The organism is Zoogloea sp., from assembly GCF_030157465.1.
GTDB lineage: Bacteria > Pseudomonadota > Gammaproteobacteria > Burkholderiales > Rhodocyclaceae > Zoogloea.
The window spans coordinates 237752-263664 of record NZ_JAOAUU010000058.1; the positions used below are offsets into that span (position 1 = coordinate 237752).

Genomic DNA, 25913 nt, shown 5'->3' on the forward strand with positions numbered 1-25913 from the left:
CATGCGCCTCGCTGCCCTGATTCCCGCCTTCGCCCTCGGCCTTGCCGCCTGCGCCAGCACGCCCCCCGACGCCGTGCGCGGCACCGGCGATCTGGGCGTCGTCATCGAGCGCGCCGCCGGCCGCGTGCAGGTCATCGAGCACAGCCACAACACCCGCCTCGGCACCATCGCCGGCCTCGGCGATCTCTCCCACGCCCACGTGGCTTTCTCGCGCGATGCGCGCTACGCCTACGTTTTCGGGCGTGACGGCGGCCTCACCAAGGTCGATCTGCTCACCCGCCGCATCGACAAACGCGTCATCCAGGCCGGCAACTCCATCGGCGGCTCCGTCTCGCAAAATGGCAAGCTGGTCGTCGCCCAGAACTACGAACCCGGCGGCATCAAGGCCTTCGACGCCGACACCCTCGAACTGCTCGCCGACGTGCCCGCCGAATACGCCCCCGGCAAGTTCTCCCGCGTCGTAGGCCTGGCCGACGTGTCCGGCCAGCGCTTCGTTTACGCCCTCTTCGACGCCAACGAAATCCGCGTCACCGATTTCTCCGACCCGAAAAATCCCGTCACCACCCGCTACCCCGCCGGCAAGCAGCCCTACGACGGCCTCGTCACCCCCGACGGCCGCTACTTCCTGGCCGGCCTGTTCGGCGAGGACGGCATCTCGCTGCTCGACCTCTGGAAACCCGAGGCCGGCGCCAGAAAGATCCTCGCAGGCTACGGCCGCGGCGAAGAAAAGCTGCCGGTCTTCAAGATGCCCCACCTGCGCGGCTGGTCGCTGGCCGCAGGGCAAGCCTGGCTGCCCGCCATCGGCCGCCACGAAGTGCTCGTCGCCGACGCCGGAACGTGGGCCGAAACCGGCCGCATCCCGGTCAAGGGCCAGCCGGTCTTCGTCATGGCGCGCCCCGACGGCCGCCAGATCTGGGTCAACTTCGCCTTCCCGGACAACGAATGGGTCCAGGTCATCGACACCGTCGACAAGCGCGTCGTGCACACCTTCAGCCCCGGCAAGGCCGTGCTGCACATGGAATTCACCCCCCGCGGCGAAAACGTCTGGCTCTCCTCGCGGGACAGCAACCGGGTCAGCGTCGTCGACACCGCCACCTTCGCCGTCCGCAAGGAACTCCCCGCCGACGCCCCGTCGGGCATCTTCTTCACCTCGCGCGCCCAGCGGATCGGATTCTGAGATGAGCGCCACCCTCGCCGACAGCCTCGACTTTCGCCTGCTCAACGACTTCCAGCGCGGCTTTCCGCTGGTCACCGAACCCTGGGCGGCCCTCGGCGGGCAGCTCGGCTGCGGCGCCGGCACCGTTCTCGCCCGCCTCGCCGCGCTGCAGGCCGACGCCAAGATCAGCCGCGTCGGGCCGGTGTTCGCCCCCAACCGCATCGGCGCCAGCACCCTGGCCGCCATGGCCGTGCCGGTGGCCGACCTGCCCCGCGTCGCCGCCATCGTCAGCGCCTTTCCCGGCGTCAATCACAACTACCGCCGCGAGCACCGCTACAACCTGTGGTTCGTGGCCAGCGCCCCCGACGAAAGCGCCCTCGCCCTGTCCCTCGACGCCATGGGCCGCGCCACCGGCTGCCCGCCCATCGCGCTGCCGCTGCTAGAGGAATTCCACATCGACCTCGGCTTCGATCTGGCCAACGGGCGCCGCACCCGCCACGCCGTCGGCCCGGCCATGCCCCGCCGCCAGCTCGCCGCCGCCGACTGGCGCCTCATCGACGCCCTCCACGACGGCCTGCCGTGGCTTGCCCGCCCCTACCAGGCCATCGGCGAGGCCTGCGGACGAACCGAAGCCGACGTCATCCAGACCCTCGCCGGATGGCTCGCCGACGGCACCCTGCGCCGCTTCGGCGTGGTCGTGCGGCACCGCGAACTCGGCTACCGGGCCAACGCCATGTGCGTGTGGGCCGTGCCCTGCGAGGTGGTCAGCCGCCTCGGCCACGCCCTCGCCAGCCACGACGGCGTCAGCCTGTGCTATCGCCGCAGCAGCCCCGGCCCCGAGTGGCCCTACACCCTTTTCTGCATGATCCACGGCCAGTCCCGCGATGCCGTCGACGCGCGCCGCGCCGAACTCGCCCACGCCGTCGGGCTCACCGCCTTCCCGTCGGCGGTGCTGTTCTCCACCGACTGCTACAAGCAATGCGGCGCCCGCTACACGGCCCCGCAAACACTGCCGGCAGGCCGCGACACCCGCCCCGGCCTCGCCGCATGAGCCGCCCCGCCCCCACCAGCCTCGACGAACTCGACCGGCGCATCATCAACGCCCTGCAAGGCGGCTTTCCCATCGTCGACGAACCCTACTGGGAAGTCGCCGCAAGCCTCGGCACCACCGAAACCGAACTCCTGGCCCGCATCCAGCGGATGCTCGAAGCCCGCGTGCTGACCCGCTTCGGGCCCATGTTCCAGATCGAACGCCTCGGCGGCCGCTTCGTGCTGGCGGCGCTGGCCGTGCCCGAAGAGCGCTTTTCTGACGTCACCGAGCGCGTCAACGCCCTGCCGGAAGTCGCCCACAACTATCGCCGGGAGCACGCGCTCAACATGTGGTTCGTGCTCGCCACCGAAACCCCCGACGGCATCGAAGCCGCCACCCGCCGCATCGAGGCCGACACCGGGCTGAAGGTTTTCGCCTTTCCCAAGCTGCAGGAGTTCTTTGTGGACATGAGGCTGAAGGCATGACCACAACAGCCCTTCCCGACGAGTTCGACCGCCGCCTGATCATCGCCACCCAGGCCGGCCTGCCGCTGGTGCCGCGGCCCTACGACCTGCTGGCCGAACAGCTCGGCGTGAGCGCCGAGGTAGTCAAGGCGCGCCTCGCCGCCATGCTCGAATCCGGCCGCATCCGCCGCATCGGCGCCGTGCCCAACCACTACGCCATCGGCTACACCGCCAACGGCATGTCGGTGTGGGACGTGGACGACGCCCACATTGCCCGGCTCGGCGAAACCATCGGCAAGCTCGACTTCGTCACCCACTGCTACGAACGCCCGCGCGCCCTGCCCGACTGGCCCTACAACCTGTTCGCGATGGTGCATGGCCACGACCGCGCCACGGTGCTGGCCCACATCGACGAAATCGCCGCCCTCCTCGGCCCCGACTGCCGCCGGCACGACGTCCTGTTTTCCACCGCCATCCTCAAGAAAACCGGCCTGCGCATCGGCAACGACGGCTGACCGGCCGGATTTCAGCCCTCCAGCCGCTTCACCAGCGTAAACACCGCCCGGTGCGTGGGCGCGTCGGCGCCGTGGCGGCGGGCCATGTCCAGAAAAACACCGGTGATCGCGTCGATCTCGGTGCGGCGCCCGGCCTCCACGTCCTGCAGCATGCTGGCCCGGTTGGCGCCGGTGGCAAGGGCCACCGCCACCACCCGCTCGCGGGCGGCCGCGGCGTCGAGGGGCAGGCCTTCGGCGCGCAGCACCGGCCAGGCTTCATCCACCAGCGCGTCGAGCAGGCGGCGATGCGGCGGGGCCACCAGCGCCCCGTTGGTCACCCGAAAGATCGCCGCCAGCGGGTTGATCGCCAGGTTCATCAGCAACTTGACGAGACGCGCAGCCACGATGTCAGGCTCGATCCGGGCCTTGAAACCCGCCCGCTGCAGCATCGAGGCCACCGCCTCGAAGCCCGGCGGCAGCAGTGTTTCGCCCGCCCCCGAAGGCTGCACCCGCAGCCCGTCGCGAAACGCCCCCTCGGTGGTGATGCCCTGCCCGGCCGGCACGTCGCCGCAGACCGCGCGCAGCACGTCTCCGGTCAGCCCGTTCTGCAGCGACACCACGCCGCACGGCCCCATCGCCAGTGCCGTGCGGGCCGCCTCCGCGGTGTCGCCGGCCTTGACCAGCACGATCACCCAGTCGGCCCCGGGCAGCGCGTCCGGCCCGAAGGCATCCGGCCGAAACCTCACCCCGCCCACCTCGACCCCGGCCCGTAACTCCGCGGCCCGCGCCGCGCTGCGCGCGATCACCGCCACCGGCCCCAGCGCCGCCAGCCGCGCGGCAAAGTTCAGCCCAAGGGCGCCGGCGCCGACGATGGCGAGGGGATAGCGGGCGGGGGATACAGGATTCGGAGTCATCGATAAGGAGGCAACAACAGGAACTGCAAGGCCAGCCGGATCAATCGCCCGGCATGGCGGAAACCGTCAGCCGGCTGCCCTGCTGGACGAGGCGGAAATGCCTGAGCACGTTCATCCCGAGCAGGGCGGTGTCGCCGATGTCCGGCATCACCGCCACCTTGGCGTTCTTGAGTTCGAAGCCACCAAAGCGGATCGCCGGCACCCGGGCGACGCAGCCTTCGGTGGTGCCGTTGGCGGTACTGAAAGTTTCGCGCCGGCAACAGCCCGGCTCGCCAGCGGCGCTCAGGTCGAAACCGATAGCCGAACATTCACGAATGCCGATGCGCTGGCCCAGGCTGCTCGGGATCGAGGTCAGGCTGGCGCCGGTATCCACGATGAAACGCGCCGGCTGCGAGGCCACCCAGCCCGTCACTTCGTAATGCCCGCTGCGGCCAAGCCGCAGTTCCAGCGCGTCGCCGTTCATCACCTGGACCGCCGTGCTGCCCCGCGACACCGACACCCAGTAGCTGGCCGCCAGCGTGCCCAGCCCGATGAAGGCCGTCCAGAACAGCGCCGGCAGCAGCCAGCCTCCCGACGCGGTGCCGGCCGGCGCCGCGCTGCGCTTGCCCACCGTGAGGCGGGCCTTGACGTCGAGCAGTCGCTGCTCCTTGTCGCTTTCGGGCCGGATAAAGCGCCCTGCCGCCTGCTTTTGCACGTTGTCCCGGTCATCCACCGACATTCCGTTTGCTCCATTCCGTTACCGACCACAGCCCACAATATGCACCTCAAAAGCGCCTCGGAGTTCACCGCCACAGGCGGGGCCGGCTCAAAGCTTGTCGCCCTCGGCCGGGGCCGGTGGCGCCGGCGGCGGTGCTTCGGGCTGCACCGACTCGGGCGGCGGCGCTGGCGGGGCGAGGTCCACCGGGGCGGCCGGAGCCGGCGGAGCCCGGCGCCGCGGACGCCGGGGTTCGGGGGCCGGTTCCGGTTCGGGCTGCACGAACAGGCCGCTTACCCAGCCCCATGCCCGCTTGAGCAGGCCGGGTTGTTCCATCGACACGAAACGCGCCTTCGGATCGATCAGCCGGTTGGCCAGCGCGTAGTGAAAGGCGTCGCCCACAATGGGTAAGGCGCTCCGGGCACCCTGCCCCCAGTAGTCACTGCGCAGCGTGACGCGGTTGTCGTTGAAGCCCACCCAGGCGCCGGCCACCAGTTGCGGGTGCATCAGGATGAACCAGCCGTCGGTGTTGTCCTGGGTGGTGCCGGTCTTGCCGGCGAGGTCGGCGCGCAGCCCAAACTGATTGCGGATCGCCACGCCGGTGCCCCGGTCGACCACGCCGCGCATCACGTCGAGCAAGGTGTAGGCGGTGCCCGGCGCCAGGGCTTCTTCGGGCTCGGCGGGGGCGAACTCCTCCAGCACCCGGCCTTGCCCGTCCTCGATGCGGGTCACCAGCACCGGTTCGATGTAGGCGCCGCCGTTGGCCAGCGTGCCGTAGGCCGACACCATCTCCTTGAGCGTCACCGGGCTGGTGCCCAGAGCCAGCGAGGGCACGACTTCCAGCGGGCTCTGGCGCACGCCCATCGCGTAGGCCAGCTTGGCCACCCGCGCGGCGCCGATCTGCTCGACGAGCTGGGCGGTGATGCGGTTGCGCGAATACACCAGCCCGTCGCGCAGGCTCACCGGCTTGCCGCTGGGGGCGGATTCGTCGCTGGGCTGCCAGCTTTCACCGTTGGGCAAGGTGATGTCCACCGCCTGGTCGATGATGGTGTCGGACGGGCTCAGGCCCTTGTCGAAGGCCGCGCCATACACGAAGGGCTTGAAGGTGGAACCCGGCTGGCGGCGGGCCTGCTGCACGTGATCAAAAGGATCCTGCACAAAATCGCGGCTGCCCACCCAGGCGCGCACCTGGGCGCTGCGCGGGTCGAGGGCCATGAAGCCCACCTGCACGCGGGTCTTGTCCTGGCGCAGGGCCTCGATGAAGGGCTTGTCGGCCAGGAGGCGCTGGAGCGCTTCCTCGGGCGTTTGCCCCGCTGCCAGCGCCGCGCGGTAGGGCCGGGATTCGCGCACGAAGGCCTCGACCAGCTCCGGGCTGCCCGCCCAGCCCTTGCGCGCGCCCCAGGCCTGGTCGGCCAGGCCCTGCAACTGCCGGCCGCGCCGCACCACGGCCTGCGTGGCCTGGGCCTGCAGGCGCGAATCGAGGGTGGTGCGCAGCACCAGTCCGTCGGCGTAAATGTTGTAGCCGTTGCGGTCGGCCCAGGCGATCAGCCATTTGCGCAGCTGCTGGGCAAAGTGCGGGGCCGGGCCGGGGGCTTCGAGCTGGCGTTCGAAGTCGATGCGCAGCGGCTTCTTTTGCAGCGCCGCCAGCCGCGCCTCGTCCAGCTTGTCGCGCCGGGCCATCTGCGCCAGCACGATGTTGCGCCGGGCCACCGCCCGCTCGGGGTTGATGACCGGGTTGTAATAGCTGTTGCCCTTGAGCATGCCCACCAGGGTGGCGCTCTCCAGCACGTCCAGCGAGCGCGCCGACTTGTCGAAATAGGTGCGCGCCGCCATTTCGATGCCCCAGGCGTTGTACAAGAAGGGCACGGTGTTGAGATAGGTTTCGAGGATCTCGTCCTTCGAATACAGCGCCTCGATCTTGAACGCGGTGATCGCCTCCTTGAGCTTGCGCGTCAGCGTTGGCGCGCGGCCTATCTCGTCGGGAAACAGATTGCGCGCCAGCTGCTGCGTCAGGGTCGAGCCGCCCTGCTTGTCGCCGGAAAAGGTGCGCAGCGCAGCGCCGCCGAGGCGATAGAAATCGATGCCGTGGTGTTCGTAAAAGCGGTGGTCCTCGGTGGCGATCAGGGCCGCCGTCACCTGCGGCGAAATCCCGGCAAGCGTCACCCACTCCCGGTTCGCCCACTTGAACACCGCCAGCTCCTTGCCATCCGCCGACATCACCCGCGCCGGCTGCTCCAGCTTGGCCTTGCGGATGTCGCCAATGCCCGGCGTGAAGGGAATCAGGATGATCGAATAGGCCAGCAGCAGCGCCGGGGGCGCCGCCAGCGCCAGCGCAATGCCGCGCCGGGTGGGGTGGCGGAGGCGGGCGAGAAGCGGGGTGGCACGGAGCCTGAGATCGGCAAGGTTCACGGCGGTGGGGCTGGCATCGGCGCAGCGGTTCGTTCAGGGCGGAACGACTTTTAACACACCTCCCGCCTTGCAGCCCACGCCGGGCAGGCCTCCTTCAGCCCGCCTTCGGCTCGGCCTGCGGCAGGGAGGCGTCGCCGGATGTCTGGTGAAAAACGTGTTCTTCCACCGGGCGACCGCCCACCAGGTGCTCATCGACAATGCGGTCCATCACCGCGTCGGTCACGCCGTAATACCAGGTGCCGTCCGGCTGCACGCACAGAATCGGGCCGCCCCGGCAGGCCGCGAAGCACGCGGCGCGGGTGCGCTTGACGCGCAGATCACCGGCATCCAGCCCGGCCGCCTTGAACTTGCTGCCCAGGCTGTCGAACAGCGCCTGGGCCTGTCCGTCGGCCGTGCAGCGGGGGCCGGTGCACACCAGCAGGTGACGGCGGTAGGCGCCGATTGTGGGTTTGACGATCCCGCTCATGCCTCCACCTCGTTGGCTTCGTCGCTGGCCTGGGTGGCATCGAGGGGTTCGGCCAGCAGCGCGGCGATGTAGTCCTCGGGCAGGCGATGCTCGGCGGCCAGTTCGGCAGCGCTGCGGCCGCTGGCATGCAGGCCGGCACGCCAGCCGGTGAGGCCGGTCGAGAGCGAACGGCCAGCCTGTTCGCCGTGATGGGTGGCGCCGCTTTCCACGTCGTATTTGTTGCGGTAGCCGCGCGGGGTAACCATCAGCCCGTGCTGGATGAAGGTGTTGGAGTTGCCGATCAGGACCGTGGACAGCATGCCGATGTCGCAGTCGGTCATCTTGTCCAGCGTGGTGAATTCGATGCGCTGCCTGGGCCGGTAGGCCGACTTGACGATGGCCACCGGGGTGTCGGGCCGGCGGTGGCGCAGGAAGAGGCGGCGGGCTTCGACGATCTGCCCGGTGCGCCGGCCGCTTTTGGGGTTGTAGAGCGCGACGACGAAATCGGAATAGGCCACCGCGTCGAGGCGGCGGGCGATGGTCGGCCACGGGGTCAGCAGATCCGACAGCGAGATTGCGCAGAAATCATGGGTCAGCGGCGCGCCGACCAGTGCGGCGCAGGTGTTGAGCGCCGAGGCGCCGGGGATGATCTCCACTTCGACGCCGGAGTCGGGCGTCCAGCCAGCCTGGAACAGCACCTCGAAGGTCGGCCCGGCCATGCCGTAGACGCCAGCGTCGCCGGACGAGATCAGCGCCACCTTCTTGCCTTGGCGCGCGCGCTCGAAGGCTTCGATGGCGCGGTCGAGTTCCTCGGTCATCGACTTCCGGATGACCTCCTTGCCTTCCAGAAGATCGGCCACCAGGCGGATGTAGGTGACGTAGCCGATGATGGTGTCGGCTTCGGCGATGGCGGCGCGGGCGCGGGCGGTAAGGTGGTCGTGACTGCCGGGGCCGAGGCCGACCAGCATGATCTTGCCGCCTGCGGAGGCGAGGTTCGGGGTGTCGCTCATTGGGGAATCCTTGCGATGGAGACGGTGGCGTTGCGGCCGTCGGGGCCGCGATACTTGAGTTTTTCGATGATCAGCTGATCCATGCCCACACCGGCGGCAAGCAGCGCCGCCGCCTCGGATACCGACGGCGTGCCGGTGTACTTGCGAACGGTTTCCGACGGGTGGGGCACGGGCACGGCGGCCAGCTCGGCGGCCGGGTAAAAATGAATCGTCCAGCCCTGCCAGCGGGCCAGTTCGAGCAGGCCGGGCTCGTCGGCCTTGAGGTTGATGCTGGCCACCGCAGCCACGTCGGCGAGGGCCGCGCCGCAACTGGCGAGGGCATCGACCACGGCCCAGACGAGGGTGGCGGCCGGCGTCCCCCGGTCACAGCCAAGGCCGAGGGCGATGGGCTGGCGCTGCATCACGACGCCACCGGCGGCCGGTAGATAACGCGTTTGCCGGCCAGGCGGGGGGCCAGTTCGGCGGGCAGCGCCCGGTGGCTGATCCACAGCACGGCGCCAAAGCGTTCGGGCACCACGTCTTCCAGGCGCGTGAAGGGGTGGAGGTTGCCGGGCAGGGGGCCGCTGCGGCCGTTGGCGTGGCGTACCCACCAGTCCGGGCTGCCGGCCTCCTGCACGAGGGCGACGGGTTCGTCGTTCACCACCGCCGCGCTGGCCCGGACGATTTCGTCGTGACTGGCTTCGAAGGTCCAGCCCAGCTCCCGGCCGAGCAGATCCACGGCAAGGGTCTGACGGGCGTCGGAGGCGGTGGTCAGCACCGTGGTGGCCCCGAGTGCGGCGGCGAGGGTGCCGGCCAGCGCGTTGGCGCCGCCCAGGTGGCCGGAGAGCATCGGGATGACGAAACGCCCGGCCTCGTCGATGACCACCACGCCCGGGTCGGATTCCTTTTTGCCGAGGTGCGGGGCAACCAGCCGCACCATCGCGCCCAGCGACACGATGGCGACGATGCCGTCGAAGTTGGAGAACAGGATCGGAATCTGCTCGCCGGTCTTGCCGGCGTAGCAGGCGGCAACACCGGGAGCGGCGGCCTCGGCTTCCGCGGCAAATTTCTCGGGGGCGAACAGGCGGGCGCCAGGCAAGGCCGCGACAACGCGGCCGGCCAGCGCAATGCCGTGGCGGGTGATGGAGACGACGGCGATACGGTCGTGGGAGAAGGGCAGGTGCTGGGGCATCGTGATGTGTGCGGTTTCCGGTTAATTGGGGGCGACTGCAGGGCGTTTTCGGCAGCCGCGGCGCAGCTCGCCGCGCACCCGCCTGGGGTTCTGGACGAGCAGCAGCGAGAGGTAATTGACCTTCTCGCCGGCGAGGCTGGCTACGTCGGGCACCACGCGTTCGTCGGGCGAGCCGACTTTTTCGATGAAGCAACTGGTGGCAAGGAGACCGCGTTTCTCGAGTAGCGCGAGCACTTCGTCGAGCAGCGGTTTCACCTTGAGCAGCACGAGGGTGTCGAATTCGTCGAGGAGCCGGTCGATGACCGGCACGCCGTAGGCGGCGGGAATGACGGCGAAGGTTTCGTCCTCCTCGGCCAGCGTGAGGCCGGTGGCGGCCGCGGCGGCGGCGAAGGACGAAACGCCGGGGATCGTTTCCACCGCCACGTCCGGCGCCAGTTCGCGCACGACGCGGGCCAGGTGGCCGAAGGTGGAGAAGGTGGACGCGTCGCCCTCGACGAGGAAAACCAGATCGCGGCCTTCCTGCAGCAGCGCAACAGTGCGGGTGGCGGCGCGGGCCCAGGCTTTGGCGAGGGCCACCGGGTCGCGGGTCATCGGAAAGACCAGCGCCTCCGCGTCGTCCGGTACGGCCAGGCCGCCGCGTTCGACGATGCCCAGCGCGTAAGACGAGTCCTCGGCCTTTTTGACCGGGTAGAGCCAGCGCGCGCCGGCGCCAAGCGCGGCCCAGGCGCGGCGGGTGATCAGCTCCGGATCGCCGGGGCCCAGGGAGGCGCCGATCAGGCGGCCGAGGGGTTTGTCACTCATGAAATGTCCTTGTAGGCAGAAACAATCCACACCGGGTTGTGGGCGGCGAGACGGTGCATGTCGAGGATGGGCTGGCTGCGGGAGGCCTGCAGCTGGACCACATCCCAGACAGCGCCCGCCGCGCTGAGCGCCGTGGTGGCGGTGGCCAGGTTTTCGAGGGTGACGAAATTCATCACCAGCCGGCCGCCGGGGGCGAGACGGGCGAGGACGAGGTGGATCAGCCCGGCCAGCTCGCCTCCCGATCCGCCAATGAAAACGGCGTCGGGGTCGGGCCAGGCATCAAGCGTGTCCGGCGCCTTGCCTTCGACGAGGGTGTAGTTGCTGGCGCGCAGGCGGCGGGCGTTTTCGCGGGCGTTGGCGGCATCGCCGGCGTTTTTCTCGATGGCCCAGACATGGCCGTGGCGGGCCAGTCGGGCGGCTTCGAGGCCGACCGAGCCCGAACCCGCGCCGATGTCCCAGACGCGGCTGTCGGGCCGCAGGCAGAGTTTGGCCAGCGACAGCGCGCGCGCCTCCTGCTTGGTGATGAGGCCTTTCTCCGGCGTGCGCTGAACGAAATCGGCGTCGTCGAAACCGAAGGTGGCGCGGGTGTCGGGCGGCGCGATGCGTTCGAGCACGACGATGTTCGGGTCGGGAAATCTCTGACTGGCAGCCTCGGCCAGGGGCAGATCGGCAAAGACGCGTTCATCCGGCAGGCCCAGGCAGGCGGCCACCGAGAGGCGGAAATCGTCGCCGTGGCCGGCCGCAATCAGCGCCCGGGCGATGCGCTCGGGGCTGTTCTCCGGGCTGGTGAAGACGCCGATCAGCGGATGTTCGGCGGCGGCGCGCACGAGGCCGTACAGGCCGTGGTCGGGCGTGGCGCCCACGTTCCATTCGCCGGCATCGCGGCTGTGCACCGAAACGATTTTCGCCGTCTGCCAGGTTTTTTTGAGGCGGGCGAAGGCCAGTTGCAGCGTCGATACGGCGGGCAGCACTTCGATGGCATCGGCGCCGAGCCTGCCGATCAGAAAGCCGGCGATGCCGTGGCACAGCGGATCGCCGGTGGCGAGCACGGCAACGCTGCGGCCGGCCTCAAGCGCGGTGCGAATCCACTCGGGAACGCGGCCGAGCTGGCCGTCCATGGCCTGCTTTTTCTGTGGGCCGGCGGCAATCAGGTCCAGCGTGCGTTGGGCGCCGATTAACAGGTCGGCGGCGGCGAGGCGGGCCTGGGCGCGGGCGGAGAGGCCGGACAAGCCGTCGTCGAGGATGCCGATGAGGGCGCAGGGTTCAGACAAGATCGTGTTCCTCCACGGTAACGATGGGCACGCCTTCAAAGTTGCAGGCGAGCACGGTGAGGCGATGGGGGCCGGGGTAGCGCTGGCGCAGGCTGCGGATGGCACGTTCGGCCAGCGCCCGGTGGAAGGCCACCGCCAGATCGAGTTCGGCCAGGCGTTCGGCAGCGAAGCGGGCGGTTTCGGCGGCGCGGATTTCGTCCACCAGATCGGGCGGCGCGCCGACTTCGGCCGCCGCCGAGGCGATCAGCTCGCGGTCCACTTCTTCGCGCCAGGCGTGGGTGACCGACAGGCCCTGGGCGATCTTGGTGAGCTTGCCGACCATGGCGCCGACGATGATGTGGCGCATGTGCTGCTTCACCGCGGTCTGGAAGGCGGCCTTCACAAAGTCACCCATCTGCACGAAGCAGGCTTCGTCCAGCTCGGGAAAGCTGCGCATGGCGCACTTTTCGGTGCGCCCGCCGGTGGTGAACACCACGCGGGTCTGGCCCTGGTTGGCCGCCACGTCCACCGCCTGCACCACGCTGGCCCGGAAGGCCGCGGTGGAGTAGGGGCGGACGATGCCGGTGGTGCCAAGGATGGAAATGCCGCCAAGGATGCCGAGGCGGGCGTTGAGGGTCTTGGTGGCCATCACCTCTCCGCCAGGCACCGAGATGGTCACGGCGATGCCGTCGCCGGCGTCGAGGATGGGGCCGCCCGCGGCGCGCACGTTGTCGCCGATGTTCTTGCGCGGCACCGGGTTGATGGCCGGGCCGCCCACTTCGAGGCCAAGGCCGGGCTTGGTGACGATGCCCACGCCCGGCCCGCCGCGCAGGATGATCTGCCCCGCCGCGCCGGGCAGGCGTTCCACGTCCACCGTGAGGTGGGCGCCGTTGGTGGCGTCCGGGTCGTCGCCGGCGTCCTTGATGCTGACGGCGCGGGCGCGCTGGCCGTCGGACCAGCCGTCGGTGATGGTGAAGCGCACCCGCTGGGTGTTGGGGAGCACGCAGTCAACAAAATCCGGCACGCGGCCATGCACCAGCCCGAGCGTGGCCGCCGCCGCGGCGGCGGCGGAGTTGGCGCCGGTCGAGAAGCCCGTGCGGTTGCCGCGATCCCGCTTCGGGTCGCCCTTGCGGACTTTTTCCGGAAGTACCTGCCCCGTCATTGCGGCCTCAGGCGGCGTTGCGCTGGTGCGCTTCGGCCAGGCCGAGCAGCGCGTGGATGGCGGCGACCACCAGCGTCGAGCCGCCCTTGCGCCCGCGAATCGCCACCCACGGCACATCCGTCAGCGTCATCAGCAGATCCTTGGATTCGGCCGCCGACACGAAGCCGACCGGCATGCCGACCACCAGCGCCGGGCGCAGGCCTTCGTGCTGAATCAGTCGCACCACTTCGATCAGCGCGGTGGGGGCGTTGCCGATGCCGACAATGGCGCCGTCGAGCAGGCCGAGCCGGTGGGCCTTGCGCATGGCCTGCACGGCGCGGGTGGTGTTGTCGCACTGGGCGGCGTCGATCACGTCCGGATCGGAGATGAACTGGTGGGTGGTGATGCCGAAGTGGGCGAGGCGCGGCTTCGACAGGCCGACGCAGATCATTTCCACGTCGGCCACCACCGGCGTGCCACCCGCCAGGATGCGGGCGAGGCCGGCCTGCATGGCCTGCGGGTGAAAGGCGGTGAGGCCGTTGAACTCGAAGTCGGCGTTGGCGTGAATCATGCGGCGCACCAGCGGCCACTGTTCGGCGCTGTAGGCGTGGGGGCCGACTTCGGCTTCGATGACGGCGAAGGAATCGTGCTCGATGGCACGACCCGCGGCGGTGAGCTGCTCGGTGACAGTGTTGGTCATGGTGACGTTAAGGGGCGAGTTCAGTCGCCCGCGGACTTCGATCAGCGGTTTGGTGGTGGTCTGCGCCGAGATGGGCAACTGATGGGCGACTGAAGTCGCCCCGACAGATCAGACATGGGCGTGCTCGTGATGCACCACGTGGGTGTGGCTGTGGTCGTGCAGGTGTTCGGCTTCGGCGGCTTGCCGATACTTGCAGCCGTCGCACTCCAGCAGGCCGCCTTCGGGCAGCTCGGCCCCGGCCACCTTGGTGTCGAGCAGCTCGAAAATGCCCTTGTCGAAGCCAAAGTGCGTGCCCAGTGCAAAGGCGATCTGCGGGTATTGGCCGCGCAGGCGTTCCACCTGCGCCTTGATGCGATCCATCAGCACGCCGGTAAAGAGATACACCGGCACCACGCAGATCTGCGTCATGCCCAGCCGGACCTGGCGCTGGACGACGCTTTCGAGGCGTGGCCAGGTGACACCGGTGAAGGCCAGGTCCACCAGCTCGAAGTCGTTGTCCTCGAACAGCCAGCGCGCCATTTTGGCCAGCTCGCCGTTGGCACCGGCATCCGACGAGCCGCGGCCCAGCAGGATGACGCCGGTGGTTTGCGGGTCGGGCATGTCGAGGGCCTTCATCAGGCAATCGAGCTGGCCTTGCAGCACCTTGAGGATTTCCCGGCCCATGCCCAGGTGGCGGGTGCAGCTGAAACTCACCGCCGGATGGCGCGCCCGGGCGGCCTCGATCGCGGCCGGCAGTTCCATCTTGACGTGGCCGGCGGCGTTGAGGATGAAGGGAATCACCAGCACGCGGCGGGCATCGCGGGCGGCCTGGTCGAGGCCAGCGTCGAGCAGCACCTCGGCGTGTTCGATGAAGCAGGTTTCGATGCGCCAGGCGGGGTGACGCGCACGCCACTGGGCGGCGAAGTGGAGGATTTCAGTGTTGCCGTCCCGGTTGCGGGAACCGTGGCCGACCAGCAGGATGGAGAGGCTATTCATGCGGATGTTTCCGAATTGGGGGCTGCGACCGTGGCCTTGCGAAAACGGTGTGCGAAGGCCGGGTCATAAAGCCTGGAGCGGGCGAGGGTCGGCCAGTCGGCGGCGCCCAGGGCGGGGCTGGCGATGATCATGGCCTGGCTGGCGATCTTCCCGGCCTGGCAGCGCTGCTTGATGTCGGCGAGGGTGCCGCGGACGATCTTTTCCTCGCCGGGCCAGCTGGCTTTCTGGACGACCAGGATCGGCGCATCCTCGGGCCAGCCGGCGGCCCGCAGGGCACGCTGCACTTCATGCAGCAGCGTGATCGACAGAAAGATGCACAGCGTTGCGCGATGGGCCGCGAGGGCTTCGAGTTCCTCGCCCGGCGGCATGGGCGTGCGCCCGGCCACACGGGTGAGGATCACCGTCTGGGTAATTTCCGGCAGGGTCAGGGTTTCGCCGGCCGCCGCCGCCGCGGCAAAGGCCGAAGACACGCCCGGCACCACCGCCCACTCGATGCCGGCCGCAGTCAGCGGCCGGGTCATCTCGACGAGCGCGCCATACAGGCCGGGATCGCCGGTCTGGAGGCGCACCACGGTGGCATGGCGGGCGCTCTGCTCGAGCAGCCAGGCGCTCATCTCCTCGAGGGTCATGTCCTTCGAATCGCGGATGACGCAGCCGGCCGGGCCAAACAGGGTGGCCGCCTGATCCACCAGCGAACCGGCGTAAAGAATCGCGCCCGCCTCTTCGAGCAAACGGCGCCCCTTAACGGTGAGCAACTCCGGGTCGCCGGGGCCGGCGCCCACAAACCAGACCTTGCCGGTCATGGCTCAGAGCGCCTGCGGCTGGAAGCAGAAGCGCACGGCGGCGCTGTGCTGGCGGCGGACGATGGCGTGCAGCACCAGCAGCGTGAACACGGGCTCGACGAGCACGATGGCGGCGTAAGACGACGCAAACGCAAGCCATGCCGCGAGCGGCGTCGCCACTTCGCCGATGGCCAGCCAGAAGCCGACCATCAGCGTCACGCCAGCGTAGAAGGCAGCATCGAGCTTGAGGATGCTGCGCACGTCGAGCCGCGCCCTGGCCGCCTGAAGGCGCGTGCCGAGGGTGGCATGCACCAGCATCAGCGGCACGGCGAGGGACAGGGTGTTGACGCCCAGATGAACGAGATCGGTCGGCTCGAAGATCAGGCCCTGGGCCAGCAGGCCGAGGGCAAAACCGAACAGCGCGGGCAGCAAGCCGAAGGCCAGGTAGAGGGGCATCGCACCGAGAAAATGCAGCTCGGACGGCCCCACCGGCAGGTGGAAGGCCTGCATGAACAACGTGAAGAACACCCCCGCGATCAGGCTGCGCACGATGAGCTGCGGCCGCTTGAGGAGATGAACGGACTGGCTGCCGAGCAGCGCCACGGTGGCGATGTTGGCGGCGAGGATCTTGGCACTGGCGACGTACCCCGGTTCGATGTGCATTGTGCTTTCCTTCGTAACGATTGGACGAAGTGCGGCAAGACATCGGGGCGCGCAGAAGCCGCGAACAACAAGAAAACGGACCGGTGGCCGGAAGGCCGGGCAGGCGCAGACCAGGAGCGGGAGCAGTTCCGGGAAACGCAACGGGAACGGGACGGACGTCAATGGTCGGGCAAGCCCATCGGTCGGCTCTGCCCACACCCCGGGGCCAATACCACACCATAACGTCACAGGCCGGTCTTCTGGCTCGCCTTCATCCTCCTCTGCCAACCTTCCCGTGTGCGAGCACACAGTGGCGTGGAGCAGATTCGTCAGGCTTACAGCAGCGGGGGCTGCGCCGGAATGGTCAGGGAGAGCATGCTCCCGACGTCACCGGACTTCCCGTTTCACCTTCCCCGCAGAAGCGGAGTCGGCACCCGTAACGGCGCGAAGTCTAACCGCATGTTCTGAAAGCATGCAAGCGCGCTTAACGCATCGCGGAACACCCCAGAAACCCGGGGCCGCACGCAGGCGTGGGGGTCAATGGCGGGGTTTGCCACTCTATTCCGGAGGGGTTTTGGGGCCGGAGTGATCGGGTGCAATCCAGCTGGGGAACTGCGGGTTTCGAGCCGAAGCCGTCAAATGGGTGTCCCAATTCCCGCCATCCAAAGCTCAGAGGCCTTCCCGGACAACCGACCTGTTTTCAGGCTCCCAAGACCCGCCACTACCGTGATAAGTCTCAGCATGCAACGTAAATACCTCGCCGCATGAGTTGCACCGAAAACGAAGGATCACCATGTCGCCCCACGGCTTTCCTGCAGCAAGATCGGAAAAAGAGACTTGAGAAACCGAATGCGTGTCCGGCACTTCGCAAATAGTGCCATCCTCGACATTCTGCTTCGAGATTTCTATTGCCCGGCGCAATTCATGAGGCTGGCTAATTGGAAACCGGATACATAGATCCTGGCACTTATTGCAAGACATTATGGCTAACGTGGAAATGAACAGACGGCCGTCAGGGCTTCCCGCAGCCTTGGCATAAAGTTTTGAATGTGTGGCATTGCGCTGCCTCCCGACAAAGCTGTCGAAGAATGGTATTTACGCATGCATCGTGCCGCGAACCATATGGAATATCAACCCGATCCATAGTCTTACCCCGCAAACACGAATATCGGCCGCGGAGCATTTTTGAGTAGCCGGTCATAGCTGCGGGAGACGCCACTCTACCTCTCCTGTCCGAACGGCCGTTCAAGCCTTCCTGCTCCGGCAATTTGATGAGCAAGCAGGCATTCAAGGTCAAGCCTTATCCGCTAGAATCGGGACCGCCGAGAATTTTTCTCTGTGGCGCAGACTTTTACCCCAAAGGCACTTTCAACACCGACGATGAACGCACATATAGCATTGAATATGCTTAGCACGCCGGTCTGGATTGTGCTGCCAACAAGGATGGAAGTCATTTTCGCCAACGCTGCGGCGAAAGAACTCTCGTCGGGAATCGACCTGGCAGGTCTGCGCCATGGAAGTCAGTCCGCCCACGCCGAAGAACACCTGGCGGCCTATCTCCCGGCACTTCGCGCACGGGAGCAAGTCATCGAAATCTGGACGGTTAAAAGGGACGGGCAGACGACACCCATGAGTTGCCGTCTGTCCCTGCTTAAACCGGATCTGAACACCGAGGAAATCCTGGTGGAAGGCGTCCTGTCGTCCTTGCCGCAAACAGCCGTTCAGCCCCACGGCGATCAGGGCGGGCACGGCTTTTATGAGACGCTGTTTCATGCCATCAGCGCTCCCATGCTGCTCATCGACCCGGCCAACGATGGTCAGATCGTGGATGCCAACCTGGCTGCAACGCAGTTCTATGGATATTCCCGGGAGGCGTTCTGCCGGAAATACACCTGGGATATCAATGCCGCGGGCCGGGAGATCGTGCCCATCATGCATGAGGTCGCCAAACTGCCGGGTGGCCACAAACCTCTTAACTTCGTCCACCGGCTCGCCGACGGCAGCCTGCGGGACGTGCAGACCTATGCCGGCCCGCTGGAGCTTGAAGGCAGGCGGCTCATGCTGTGCATCATCCACGACGTGACGGAGCAGAAGCGCCTCAAGAGCGAACTGGAAAACGCCGCCTCGCGAGACCACCTGACAGGTCTGTGGAATCGGCGTCATTTTTTGCACCTGCTTGAAAATACACACCGTCAAAAGCGTCGCAATGACCTGAATTACTGCCTCATGCTTATGGACGCAGATTATTTCAAGGCCATCAATGATCAATACGGCCACGATACAGGCGACGAGGTTCTGACCTTGCTCGCAAAAACGTTCGAGGCCCGGGTCCGGGAGACAGATACGGTCTGCCGCTGGGGCGGCGAGGAATTCATCGTTCTGCTGCCACAGACCAATCTGGGAAATGCCGCCAGCCTGGCCGAGTACTTGCGGTCAGCGATTGAGAAAACCCGGGTTGCCCATTTGCCGCCCATTACCATCAGTATTGGCGTTGCCCAGCATCAGAGCGGAGAAACCGCCGAAAACCTGTTGAAGCGGGCCGATGCGGCGCTCTATCGAGCCAAAAATCTCGGGCGAAACAGAGTGGCCCTGGCCTGACCGGCCGTTGAGGATTTGCTGCGTCAGCCCCGGAAGCAACGCAGCGGGGGCCGGGGTTTATTAATCCGGCTCTTTGATTTACTTGCCACCGTTCGGGCTGAGCGTGTAGTCGGTATTCACGGATGATTTCTGTAGGGGCGACTGAAGTCGCCCCTACAGATCGACATTGCTATTGAGTGGATTTTTGCCCTCTTCACTCAGCCTGGCCTGCGCGCCTCAAGGTCTTTCTCAAACGCGGCGATCACGGCGTCTTCCTTTCTTTTGTAGAAGTCGCCGGGGTGTTGCTGGACATTCATGTCCGTGGGCTCTTCGCCATCGTCATCGTCGCAGAAGCGATAGAGGAATTCGTCTGCGGGGGTTTTGTAAACCCTGAACAGCGTATTGGAATAGACAACGGGCAGCGGAGCGCTGATGGTGCCAACCTCGACGTCGTAAAGTTCGCAGGCGGCATTAAGCGCATCGTCGTAGGTGCTTTCAAACGGGCAGTCTTCGTAATTGTCGCCGTCGATCACGATTCCGGCGGCTTCATAGACGTAGCCATTGGCCTGGGGCACATGCCAGATGGCAAATTCGCCGTGTTCAAAAACCTTGGTGACTTGATCTGTCAAATCTCTTCTCCTGAGTATTTACGATACGGTGAAGGTGAGCACGTTGCCTTCGAGCTGCATGCTGCGAACCTTGATGAGTTTTCCGGGCTGCTTGCTTCTGATGACGGCAAGGCTTTCGCTGACGCCAGACCACACATCGGACACGACTGACAATTCGGTGGGTGCGTCTGCGCCCTGGCCGCTGCCGGCGGCAGGAATGCGGAAGAATAGCTGGGCGCTGCTGTCGTGGACCTTGAAGAAGCCTTTCAGCACGTCCGTTCTTGCGATTTGCCAGTCAAACCCCAGCGAGCGCAATGCCTGCGCAAAGGGCTCAGCGCCCTTGTCAAAATCCTTGAAGTTGATGGTGTCGACAGCGGCTGATTGCATGGTGGCGCTCATGGTTTTTATTTGTGGGCATTTATTCGATTGCGGCTGCGCCCGGAAGCAGCGAGCCGGAAAGCGGAATTGAATTCGGCCATCGATGGCGGTTCTTGTTGTGCTGTTGTTATTCCTTGCCCGGCACATCGCCGGGTGGCGAAGGGATATTACTGCCGTTGCGCCGCACCGTGCAGCGCAAATCTCACCCGATCGGGTTTGTATTTCAGACTTGAAACCGCCCGGGGTAGAGTGCGCCCTGAGCCCGGCTCGACGCAGTTTTTTGCCGCATTTCCCACGCACACATCCAGAAGAGGTGGCCCTTGGCGCTGACCCCCATCGAAATGCTCCGGGCAACCGTCGCCATGAACCGGGGCGCCGACAGCCTGTTGCACAGCCACAACCTGCGCAGCCACGAACAGCGTTACCTGGCCGATCTTGGCCTGATCCAGGCGCTGGCGCCGGCCGGTGAAATCCTGGAGATCGGCGCGGTGCCCTGCCACATGACCGCGCTGCTCAAGTTGTCCGGCTATCCGGTGGTGGGCGTCGACCTGGAACCGGAGCGCGTCCGGCCGTTCATCGAGCAGCTCGGGCTGGATGTGCGCCCCTGCGACATCGAACGCGCCGCGCTGCCTTTCGGGGACGACAGCTTCGCCTGCGCGATGCTCTGCGAAACCTTCGAACACCTGCGCATCGATCCGGCCTTCGTGCTGAGCGAACTCAACCGGGTGATGCGGCCGGGCGCGGCGCTGCTGCTCACCACGCCCAACGTGTATTCGCTGCCCAGCCTGGGGCGCTTTTTGCGCGGCCACAGCGTTGCCGATCCGCTCGAGGAGTTCGGCAAGCTGCGCAGCCTCGGGCACATGGGCCATGTGCGGGAGTATTCGGCGCGGGAGGTGGTGCGCTTTCTCCAGGCGTCGGGCTTCGTCGTGCATTCGATCGACTACCGCTATTACCCGTGGCCCGTGCTCAGCCTAAAAAAGAGGCTGCTGCGCCTGGCCTACCGGCTCGCGCCCAAACGCTTCCGGCGCGACATCGTGATAATCGCCCGCAAGGCCGCGCCCGGCCCCCGGCTGACACCGCTGGTGCCCGTTGTGGCCTGAGCCATCGCGGGCAGCCCCTAGCGGCCCGACCGGCGGCGGACCAGCCATTTGCGCCCTTCCTCGATGGCGAGCATGCCCGCCGCCCAGGGCAGCAAAAACAACCACACTTCCAGCGGCAGCGGCGCGGTGCCAAACAGCGCGTTGCCCCACGCGGTGTAGCTGATCAGCACCAGCAGGCCGGCTTCGAGCGCCACGCCCCACAGGATGAGCGGATTGCCGCCAAGCCCGGTGCTGAAAGCCGAGCGCCAGGCGCTGCGGCACAGGAAGACGTTGACGATCTGCAGCAGCACGATGGCGGCAAAGCTGGCGGTGGTGGCCTGGCGGTAGAGCGGATCGTTGGCGGCGAGATCGGTGCCGTAGGCCCAGCCGCCCGCGTCCAGCACATAAAAGAACGCCGCCAGCACGGCGGCCGCTTCGAACAGCCCCAGAAAAACATAGGCGCGCAGGGCCACGGCAAGGCTGAGCAGGCGTTCGCCGCGGGGGCGGGGCGGGCGACGCATCAGCCCCGGGTCGCCCCGTTCGACGCCCAGGCCCAGCGCGGTGAGCGAATCGGTGCCCATGTCGATGGCCAGCGCCTGCACCGGCGTGAGGGGCAGGGGGATGTGGAACAGCGCAAAGGCCAGCGTCGGCACCAGCTCGGCCACGTTGTGCACCAGCACGTAGGTGAGAAACTTGCGGATGTTCTGGAACACCGCGCGGCCTTCCTCGATGGCATTGACGATGCTGGCGAAGTGGTCGTCGAGCAGCACCATGTCGGCGGCTTCCTTGGCCACGTCGGTGCCGCTCTTGCCCATGGCGATGCCGATGTGGGCGGCGGAGAGGGCCGGGGCGTCGTTCACGCCGTCGCCGGTGACGGCCACCACGTGGCCCTTGGCCTTGAGGGCTTCGACGATGCGCATTTTCTGGTCGGCGGCCACACGGGCGAACAGGATTTCGGGGGCATCCAGCGCCAGTTGCAGCGGGGCCGGGTGCAGGCGGCTCAGTTCGGGGCCGGTGATCACGCCCGGCGCATCGCCCCGCACAAGGCCGATCTGGCGGGCAATGGCCAGGGCGGTGCGCGGGTTGTCGCCGGTCACCATGATCAGCTTGATGCCGGCGCTGTGGCAGGTGGCAATGGCCGCCTCCACGCCGGCTCGCGGCGGGTCGGCAATGCCGACCAGGCCGCACAGGGCGAGCGCCTGCTCTTCAAGGCCCGGCGGGCACTCTGCCGGCAGGCGGCGGGCGGCCAGGGCGATCACCCGCAGGCCGGCTTCGGCCATGTCGTCCTGGGCGCGCTGAAGGCGGGCGCGGGTGGCCGTGTCGAGGGGCGCGGGGCCGGCGGGCAGCAGGATGGTTTCGCACAGCGGCAGCACGCTTTCCGGTGCGCCCTTGCACACCAGCAGCGGGCCGGCGGCATCGGGGTAGCGCACCGACTGGCGCATGCGCTCGGAGTCGAAGGGCCATTCCTCGCTGCGGGCGGGCGGCGGCGGGGCGAAGGCTGCGCTCATCTCGACGAGGGCGATTTCCAGCGGGTCGCCGTCGAAGCGGCTGTGGCCGTTGTCGCGGGTTTCGGTCAGATCCTGGCACCACCGGGCAACCCGGAAGAACAGCGGGTGAGCCGCGACGAGATCGGGCCGCGTGGCCATCGCAGCCGCATCCAGCGCCTCAAGGCCCAGCACGACGCGGCTGGCGCGCATGCGGTTTTCGGTGAGGGTGCCGGTTTTGTCGGTGCAGATCACCGTCACCGAACCGAGGGTTTCGACCGACGGCAGGTGGCGGATCAGCACGTTCTTGCGGGCCAGGCGCTGGGCGGCGAGGACCAGCGACAGCGTCAGGGTTGGCAGCAGGCCTTCGGGCACCAGCGCGATGATGATGCCCAGCGACAGGATGGCGTCGCGCCAGAAGGGCACCCCGGCCATCTGCCCGATCACGAAGAAGGCCGCGCCGATGCACAGCGCAAGGATCGCGATGCTGCGGCTCAGGCGGGCGATCTCGCGGCGCAGCGGCGAATCCTCGCCGGCGGCGGCCTGGGTGAGGTGGGCGATGCGCCCGAACTCGGTGTGGGCGCCGGTGGCGAACACCACGGCCCGCCCCTGCCCTGACACCACCGAGGTGCCGGCCAGCAGGATGTTGCGGGCGGCCAGCGCCAGTTCTTCGGCGGACGGCGCGGCGTCGCAACTGCGCGGGCGCGATTCGCCGGTGACGGTGGCCCGGTTGACGCGCAGCCCGAACGCCTCGATCAGCCGGCAATCGGCCGGCACGTTGTCGCCCTGGGCCAGCAGCACCACGTCGCCCGGCACCAGCGCCTCGGCCGCCAGCCGGGCCACCGCGCCGTCGCGCAGCACTTCGCACTGCTGCGGCAACAACCCCTGCAAGGCCGCCAGCGTGCGTTCGACGCGCACTTCCTGCCAGAACGAGAACAGCCCGGATACGAGAATCACCAGCACCACCGCCCAGCCGACGCGGGCCATGCCCTGGCTGGGATCGAACCAGTCGGCCAGAAAGGCCAGCCCGGCGGCGATCCACAGGATGATCGAGAAGAGGTGGGTAAATTCCTTCAGCAGCCGAAGCCAGGCGGCTTCCCGCGCCAGCGGCTCGACCCGGTTGGGGCCGTATTCGACCCGCCGCGCCGCCGCCTCGGACGCAGCCAGCCCCTGCGCCGAACTGCGCACGCTGGCGAGGGCTTCGGAAACGGAGAGCTGGTGGAGTTTCATGGCGAAACAGGCCGGGCAGGGCGCCGGCCACTCTTCGTACTTTAGGCCGGACTTCGCCCCCCGCAAAGGCGCAAATCGGACACGTCGGTGTCGGGAGGGGGCCGGCCAGAGGGTTATGCAACAACGCCGCGACGAAGAACAAGCGCTGCTCTATCGGCTTCCGGTAGTAAAGACGCCCATGCAGTTTGCGATCAACGAAGGAGGCCCAAGTTTTGATCTTGTCCCTTCCTGCCGCATAGGTCGTAGGGCGATTGAAATTGGCAGTGATGTGCCAGATGAACTGCTGATCCCGAAGGAACTGGTTGAGATGGGGTAGTAGGATGTGGTTGGACATTGTCCGGTCCTGTTCTTCTTGTTTTTCTTCCGCTTCGCTGTAGCTCCTTTCTCCCTGATCCTGGACAGAACCATGCAATATGGCTCTCGCTCAAGGCCATCTGGAACTGCTGCGAAGCGACGGTCAATACCATCCCAGCGGCAAGTCACGCTCACCGGCAATTCTGTATTACAACTATTTATAGAACCCCCCCAAGGCATAGCATTTTAAATGCTGTATTTATGCTCAATTTACAGCATTAATTAAAAGCGTGATCATGCGACTCAACAAACGGAGGACGCATGACCAGAGGCAGACCATCATTCAAGCTCGACAAGCAGCGCTTACGTAGCCTGCGGAAGGAAAAGGGGCTATCCCTCGTCGAGCTATCCAACGCCATCTCCACCCATTATCCGAACTGGGGCCGAGGAAGTTCCGAAGCGACGCTGACGGCCAACTATCAGCGCATTGAGCGCACAGGGAGCACGAGCAGGAAAACCGCCGAGGCCATTGCTAAAGCTCTCGACGTTTCGCTCGCTTTTCTCGAAGGCAAAGAGATTCCTGACTCTGCCGACTACCTGAAGCAAATCACCAAACTGATCGGTGAGCAGATTGCCAACGGTGACAACCAGGCACTGCTTTCCGCCTTATCCAATCTAAATGCTTCAAGCCAAGATGAAGGAATTGAATGGCTGGCAGAAGATATCAGCGAGCGCATTGAAGCTGTTCAGCTTGGTCGTAATCCAGCAGAAATTGCTGATCTCGTCGCTTATACCGGATTAAGCGAATCCGAACTGCTAACACCCGCGAACCTGAAGGGGCACTGGTTTATCACGATTGCCTCACGCGTATGTAATCGCTCCGACATCCTTCATGGTGCGGGGCAAATCAGGTGGCACATCAAAGAGCAGGTCGAGGAAGATTTCAACGAAACCGCCACTGACGGCACGATCCGAATATGGCGCGATGGCTACTGGTATCGCATTGAAATATCTCGCCCATCGCACCGCGACCTGATGCGCATCGATTTTGTGCGTTGCCAGCCCGATGCGAACGGTCTTCGCTGGGTAGCTCAGTCTTGGCGGGACGAGTACCTAATTGCCGATCCGCTTACCGATTGGGCGCGCAGGACATACAACTTCGTTTCAGCCTTTGAGGCCCCAACATCACCGCAGAAGATAGAGCAGCTACGCCTGATAGTTACCGAACATGAAGGTAGTTATGGTCAAGCCACCGGAACCGAACTAGTCACTGGCCGCTTGGACGAAATTCATATTCGCACCAAGGAAGACTTCGCTCGTGAAAGCAGTAGCCATTACTTGGTGGTTAGCCGGCTGCTGGCAGACCTTCGAGAGCGGCTGGAGCCAAAACTCGCTGCTTACCCACGTCAGTATTGGCGAGTTGCAGGAGATCACTGCATTGATCTTCACCTAGAACCACCTTATTCCGACCGCCTAATTCCACGTGGAATTCGTTATCGGATTCGCTTGGAGGAAGAACTCGCCTCGGGAGAACTGGTGACAGCACCATGGCGTCATTCGGATATTCGGCTAGCCATAGAAGAGATTCAATCGTGGTTAGCCCCGGAAACTAGTTAGCCGCCACACACCAATTCCAGCATCAAACCGATTGTGCCCGACAGGACTCGGACGAGCACATTCGTTCATCACTCCGAGCCAAACTTTAGGAGAAGCATTATGACATTCCATCTCGACAACGCCCCAAGCAAAACCGGCTATCCATCTGGCGGTGGCCGCGGTAATAACCCGCCACGCAAGTAACGGACGGCAAATCACGGGGAGGGAGTTCCCTCCCCGAATACCGAAATAGGCGATGAGATATTGCTCCAACAAAGAAATCGACGGCTTGATTCGTAAATTGGTCAGCCAAGGGTGGATTTTTCAACGTGGCAAAAAGCACGGCAAACTCTATCCACCAAACCAAAACCGGCTACTCGTTGTATCAAGCTCTCCCAGCGACTCACGGGCATCACAAAACTTCCGCAGGGACGTAAGACAAGCTCTTTGCACGTCGTAACGGCGTTGTTGCATAACTCTAGCTCAAGCCAAGTAACTCCAACCCCAGACGGACTTCAGGCCTGAGCGACCGTAACCGGCATGCCAAGCCGGTTGAACGTATTCAGAATCGCGCAGCGCACATGCACTT

General features: G+C 66.1%; 25 protein-coding genes and 1 riboswitch. Of the genes, 8 read left to right on the forward strand and 17 right to left on the reverse strand.

The window, feature by feature from the left end:
- Position 1 precedes the first annotated feature (1 nt).
- From Q1W26_RS07655 to Q1W26_RS07670, 4 genes are read left to right on the forward strand one after another with little or no spacing between them, the layout of a single operon-like run.
- The gene (locus Q1W26_RS07655) at positions 2-1177 is read left to right on the forward strand and encodes a cytochrome D1 domain-containing protein (protein ID WP_300438031.1); all 1176 of its coding nucleotides are present in this window, start codon (positions 2-4) and stop codon (positions 1175-1177) included.
- Position 1178: 1 nt separating this feature from the next.
- Positions 1179-2207: an Lrp/AsnC family transcriptional regulator gene (locus Q1W26_RS07660; protein ID WP_300438033.1), complete on the forward strand. Its 1029-nt coding sequence runs from the start codon at positions 1179-1181 to the stop codon at positions 2205-2207.
- The gene (locus Q1W26_RS07665) at positions 2204-2671 is read left to right on the forward strand and encodes an AsnC family transcriptional regulator (RefSeq protein WP_300438035.1); all 468 of its coding nucleotides are present in this window, start codon (positions 2204-2206) and stop codon (positions 2669-2671) included. The genes Q1W26_RS07660 and Q1W26_RS07665 overlap by 4 nt, the downstream gene beginning before the upstream one ends.
- Entirely contained in the window at positions 2668-3165 is a 498-nt protein-coding gene (locus tag Q1W26_RS07670; protein WP_300438037.1) for an Lrp/AsnC family transcriptional regulator, read from the forward strand. Before Q1W26_RS07665 ends, Q1W26_RS07670 begins: the two co-directional genes overlap by 4 nt.
- A gap of 11 nt (positions 3166-3176) precedes the next feature.
- Here Q1W26_RS07670 and Q1W26_RS07675 read toward each other — a convergent pair whose 3' ends face one another.
- The 14 genes from Q1W26_RS07675 to Q1W26_RS07740 all read right to left on the reverse strand — a co-directional run bounded on the left by Q1W26_RS07675 (position 3177) and on the right by Q1W26_RS07740 (position 16099).
- Entirely contained in the window at positions 3177-4058 is an 882-nt protein-coding gene (locus Q1W26_RS07675) for a 2-dehydropantoate 2-reductase (RefSeq protein WP_300438039.1), read from the reverse strand.
- Positions 4059-4098: 40 nt separating this feature from the next.
- A complete protein-coding gene (locus Q1W26_RS07680; RefSeq protein ID WP_300438040.1) occupies positions 4099-4776 on the reverse strand; it encodes a retropepsin-like aspartic protease in 678 nt (225 codons plus the stop codon).
- Positions 4777-4863: 87 nt separating this feature from the next.
- Complete coding sequence (locus tag Q1W26_RS07685) at positions 4864-7161, reverse strand: transglycosylase domain-containing protein (RefSeq protein WP_300438042.1); 2298 nt, start codon at positions 7159-7161, stop codon at positions 4864-4866.
- A 94-nt stretch (positions 7162-7255) separates the two neighbouring features.
- Entirely contained in the window at positions 7256-7627 is a 372-nt protein-coding gene (locus tag Q1W26_RS07690) for a (2Fe-2S) ferredoxin domain-containing protein (protein ID WP_300438044.1), read from the reverse strand.
- Complete coding sequence (cobJ, locus tag Q1W26_RS07695; RefSeq protein WP_300438046.1) at positions 7624-8616, reverse strand: precorrin-3B C(17)-methyltransferase; 993 nt, start codon at positions 8614-8616, stop codon at positions 7624-7626. The genes Q1W26_RS07690 and cobJ overlap by 4 nt, the downstream gene beginning before the upstream one ends.
- Positions 8613-9017: a cobalamin biosynthesis protein gene (locus Q1W26_RS07700; RefSeq protein ID WP_300438048.1), complete on the reverse strand. Its 405-nt coding sequence runs from the start codon at positions 9015-9017 to the stop codon at positions 8613-8615. The genes cobJ and Q1W26_RS07700 overlap by 4 nt, the downstream gene beginning before the upstream one ends.
- Positions 9017-9787 (reverse strand): cobalamin biosynthesis central domain-containing protein, encoded by a 771-nt coding sequence (locus Q1W26_RS07705; RefSeq protein WP_300438050.1) that lies wholly within the window; start codon positions 9785-9787, stop codon positions 9017-9019. The genes Q1W26_RS07700 and Q1W26_RS07705 overlap by 1 nt, the downstream gene beginning before the upstream one ends.
- A 21-nt stretch (positions 9788-9808) precedes the next feature.
- Positions 9809-10588: a precorrin-2 C(20)-methyltransferase gene (cobI, locus tag Q1W26_RS07710; protein ID WP_300438052.1), complete on the reverse strand. Its 780-nt coding sequence runs from the start codon at positions 10586-10588 to the stop codon at positions 9809-9811.
- The gene (cbiE, locus tag Q1W26_RS07715) at positions 10585-11862 is read right to left on the reverse strand and encodes a precorrin-6y C5,15-methyltransferase (decarboxylating) subunit CbiE (RefSeq protein ID WP_300438088.1); all 1278 of its coding nucleotides are present in this window, start codon (positions 11860-11862) and stop codon (positions 10585-10587) included. The genes cobI and cbiE overlap by 4 nt, the downstream gene beginning before the upstream one ends.
- Positions 11852-13000, reverse strand: coding sequence for a cobalt-precorrin-5B (C(1))-methyltransferase (locus tag Q1W26_RS07720; RefSeq protein WP_300438054.1), 1149 nt, complete (start codon positions 12998-13000; stop codon positions 11852-11854). The genes cbiE and Q1W26_RS07720 overlap by 11 nt, the downstream gene beginning before the upstream one ends.
- A gap of 7 nt (positions 13001-13007) precedes the next feature.
- A complete protein-coding gene (locus tag Q1W26_RS07725; RefSeq protein WP_300438091.1) occupies positions 13008-13679 on the reverse strand; it encodes a precorrin-8X methylmutase in 672 nt (223 codons plus the stop codon).
- Between the two features lie 108 nt (positions 13680-13787).
- Positions 13788-14654: a sirohydrochlorin chelatase gene (locus Q1W26_RS07730; protein WP_300438056.1), complete on the reverse strand. Its 867-nt coding sequence runs from the start codon at positions 14652-14654 to the stop codon at positions 13788-13790.
- Positions 14651-15457, reverse strand: a complete 807-nt coding sequence (cobM, locus tag Q1W26_RS07735; RefSeq protein WP_300438058.1) for a precorrin-4 C(11)-methyltransferase — start codon at positions 15455-15457, stop codon at positions 14651-14653. Before cobM ends, Q1W26_RS07730 begins: the two co-directional genes overlap by 4 nt.
- 3 nt (positions 15458-15460) lie before the next feature.
- Complete coding sequence (locus Q1W26_RS07740; protein ID WP_300438060.1) at positions 15461-16099, reverse strand: energy-coupling factor ABC transporter permease; 639 nt, start codon at positions 16097-16099, stop codon at positions 15461-15463.
- Between the two features lie 211 nt (positions 16100-16310).
- Positions 16311-16531, reverse strand: a riboswitch (cobalamin riboswitch).
- A 951-nt stretch (positions 16532-17482) separates the two neighbouring features.
- Between Q1W26_RS07740 and Q1W26_RS07745 the strand changes: the two genes are divergently transcribed.
- On the forward strand, positions 17483-18676 hold the full coding sequence (locus Q1W26_RS07745; protein WP_366143644.1) for a sensor domain-containing diguanylate cyclase: 1194 nt from the start codon (positions 17483-17485) through the stop codon (positions 18674-18676).
- Between the two features lie 197 nt (positions 18677-18873).
- On the opposite strand, the gene Q1W26_RS07750 is transcribed toward Q1W26_RS07745, so the two are convergent.
- Entirely contained in the window at positions 18874-19284 is a 411-nt protein-coding gene (locus tag Q1W26_RS07750) for a hypothetical protein (RefSeq protein ID WP_300438064.1), read from the reverse strand.
- Positions 19285-19302: 18 nt separating this feature from the next.
- Positions 19303-19650: a hypothetical protein gene (locus tag Q1W26_RS07755; RefSeq protein WP_300438067.1), complete on the reverse strand. Its 348-nt coding sequence runs from the start codon at positions 19648-19650 to the stop codon at positions 19303-19305.
- 311 nt (positions 19651-19961) lie between these two features.
- On the opposite strand from Q1W26_RS07755, the gene Q1W26_RS07760 reads away from it, so the two are divergent.
- Complete coding sequence (locus tag Q1W26_RS07760) at positions 19962-20741, forward strand: class I SAM-dependent methyltransferase (RefSeq protein ID WP_300438070.1); 780 nt, start codon at positions 19962-19964, stop codon at positions 20739-20741.
- A 17-nt stretch (positions 20742-20758) separates the two neighbouring features.
- On the opposite strand, the gene Q1W26_RS07765 is transcribed toward Q1W26_RS07760, so the two are convergent.
- Positions 20759-23434 (reverse strand): cation-transporting P-type ATPase, encoded by a 2676-nt coding sequence (locus tag Q1W26_RS07765; protein ID WP_300438073.1) that lies wholly within the window; start codon positions 23432-23434, stop codon positions 20759-20761.
- 115 nt (positions 23435-23549) lie between these two features.
- On the opposite strand from Q1W26_RS07765, the gene Q1W26_RS07770 reads away from it, so the two are divergent.
- Positions 23550-23750, forward strand: coding sequence for a hypothetical protein (locus Q1W26_RS07770; protein ID WP_300438076.1), 201 nt, complete (start codon positions 23550-23552; stop codon positions 23748-23750).
- A 299-nt stretch (positions 23751-24049) separates the two neighbouring features.
- Complete coding sequence (locus Q1W26_RS07775) at positions 24050-25345, forward strand: helix-turn-helix transcriptional regulator (RefSeq protein ID WP_300438079.1); 1296 nt, start codon at positions 24050-24052, stop codon at positions 25343-25345.
- Positions 25346-25913: the final 568 nt, after the last annotated feature.

Coding starts and splice junctions, on each gene's coding strand:
- Q1W26_RS07655 (WP_300438031.1), top strand. CDS start 2: ATGCGCCTCGCTGCCCTGATTCCCGCCTTCGCCCTCGGCCTTGCCGCC.
- Q1W26_RS07660 (WP_300438033.1), top strand. CDS start 1,179: ATGAGCGCCACCCTCGCCGACAGCCTCGACTTTCGCCTGCTCAACGAC.
- Q1W26_RS07665 (WP_300438035.1), top strand. CDS start 2,204: ATGAGCCGCCCCGCCCCCACCAGCCTCGACGAACTCGACCGGCGCATC.
- Q1W26_RS07670 (WP_300438037.1), top strand. CDS start 2,668: ATGACCACAACAGCCCTTCCCGACGAGTTCGACCGCCGCCTGATCATC.
- Q1W26_RS07675 (WP_300438039.1), bottom strand. CDS start 4,058: ATGACTCCGAATCCTGTATCCCCCGCCCGCTATCCCCTCGCCATCGTC.
- Q1W26_RS07680 (WP_300438040.1), bottom strand. CDS start 4,776: ATGTCGGTGGATGACCGGGACAACGTGCAAAAGCAGGCGGCAGGGCGC.
- Q1W26_RS07690 (WP_300438044.1), bottom strand. CDS start 7,627: ATGAGCGGGATCGTCAAACCCACAATCGGCGCCTACCGCCGTCACCTG.
- cobJ (WP_300438046.1), bottom strand. CDS start 8,616: ATGAGCGACACCCCGAACCTCGCCTCCGCAGGCGGCAAGATCATGCTG.
- Q1W26_RS07700 (WP_300438048.1), bottom strand. CDS start 9,017: ATGCAGCGCCAGCCCATCGCCCTCGGCCTTGGCTGTGACCGGGGGACG.
- Q1W26_RS07705 (WP_300438050.1), bottom strand. CDS start 9,787: ATGCCCCAGCACCTGCCCTTCTCCCACGACCGTATCGCCGTCGTCTCC.
- cobI (WP_300438052.1), bottom strand. CDS start 10,588: ATGAGTGACAAACCCCTCGGCCGCCTGATCGGCGCCTCCCTGGGCCCC.
- Q1W26_RS07720 (WP_300438054.1), bottom strand. CDS start 13,000: ATGACGGGGCAGGTACTTCCGGAAAAAGTCCGCAAGGGCGACCCGAAG.
- Q1W26_RS07725 (WP_300438091.1), bottom strand. CDS start 13,679: ATGACCAACACTGTCACCGAGCAGCTCACCGCCGCGGGTCGTGCCATC.
- Q1W26_RS07730 (WP_300438056.1), bottom strand. CDS start 14,654: ATGAATAGCCTCTCCATCCTGCTGGTCGGCCACGGTTCCCGCAACCGG.
- cobM (WP_300438058.1), bottom strand. CDS start 15,457: ATGACCGGCAAGGTCTGGTTTGTGGGCGCCGGCCCCGGCGACCCGGAG.
- Q1W26_RS07740 (WP_300438060.1), bottom strand. CDS start 16,099: ATGCACATCGAACCGGGGTACGTCGCCAGTGCCAAGATCCTCGCCGCC.
- Q1W26_RS07745 (WP_366143644.1), top strand. CDS start 17,483: ATGCTTAGCACGCCGGTCTGGATTGTGCTGCCAACAAGGATGGAAGTC.
- Q1W26_RS07755 (WP_300438067.1), bottom strand. CDS start 19,650: ATGCAATCAGCCGCTGTCGACACCATCAACTTCAAGGATTTTGACAAG.
- Q1W26_RS07765 (WP_300438073.1), bottom strand. CDS start 23,434: ATGAAACTCCACCAGCTCTCCGTTTCCGAAGCCCTCGCCAGCGTGCGC.
- Q1W26_RS07770 (WP_300438076.1), top strand. CDS start 23,550: ATGCAACAACGCCGCGACGAAGAACAAGCGCTGCTCTATCGGCTTCCG.
- Q1W26_RS07775 (WP_300438079.1), top strand. CDS start 24,050: ATGACCAGAGGCAGACCATCATTCAAGCTCGACAAGCAGCGCTTACGT.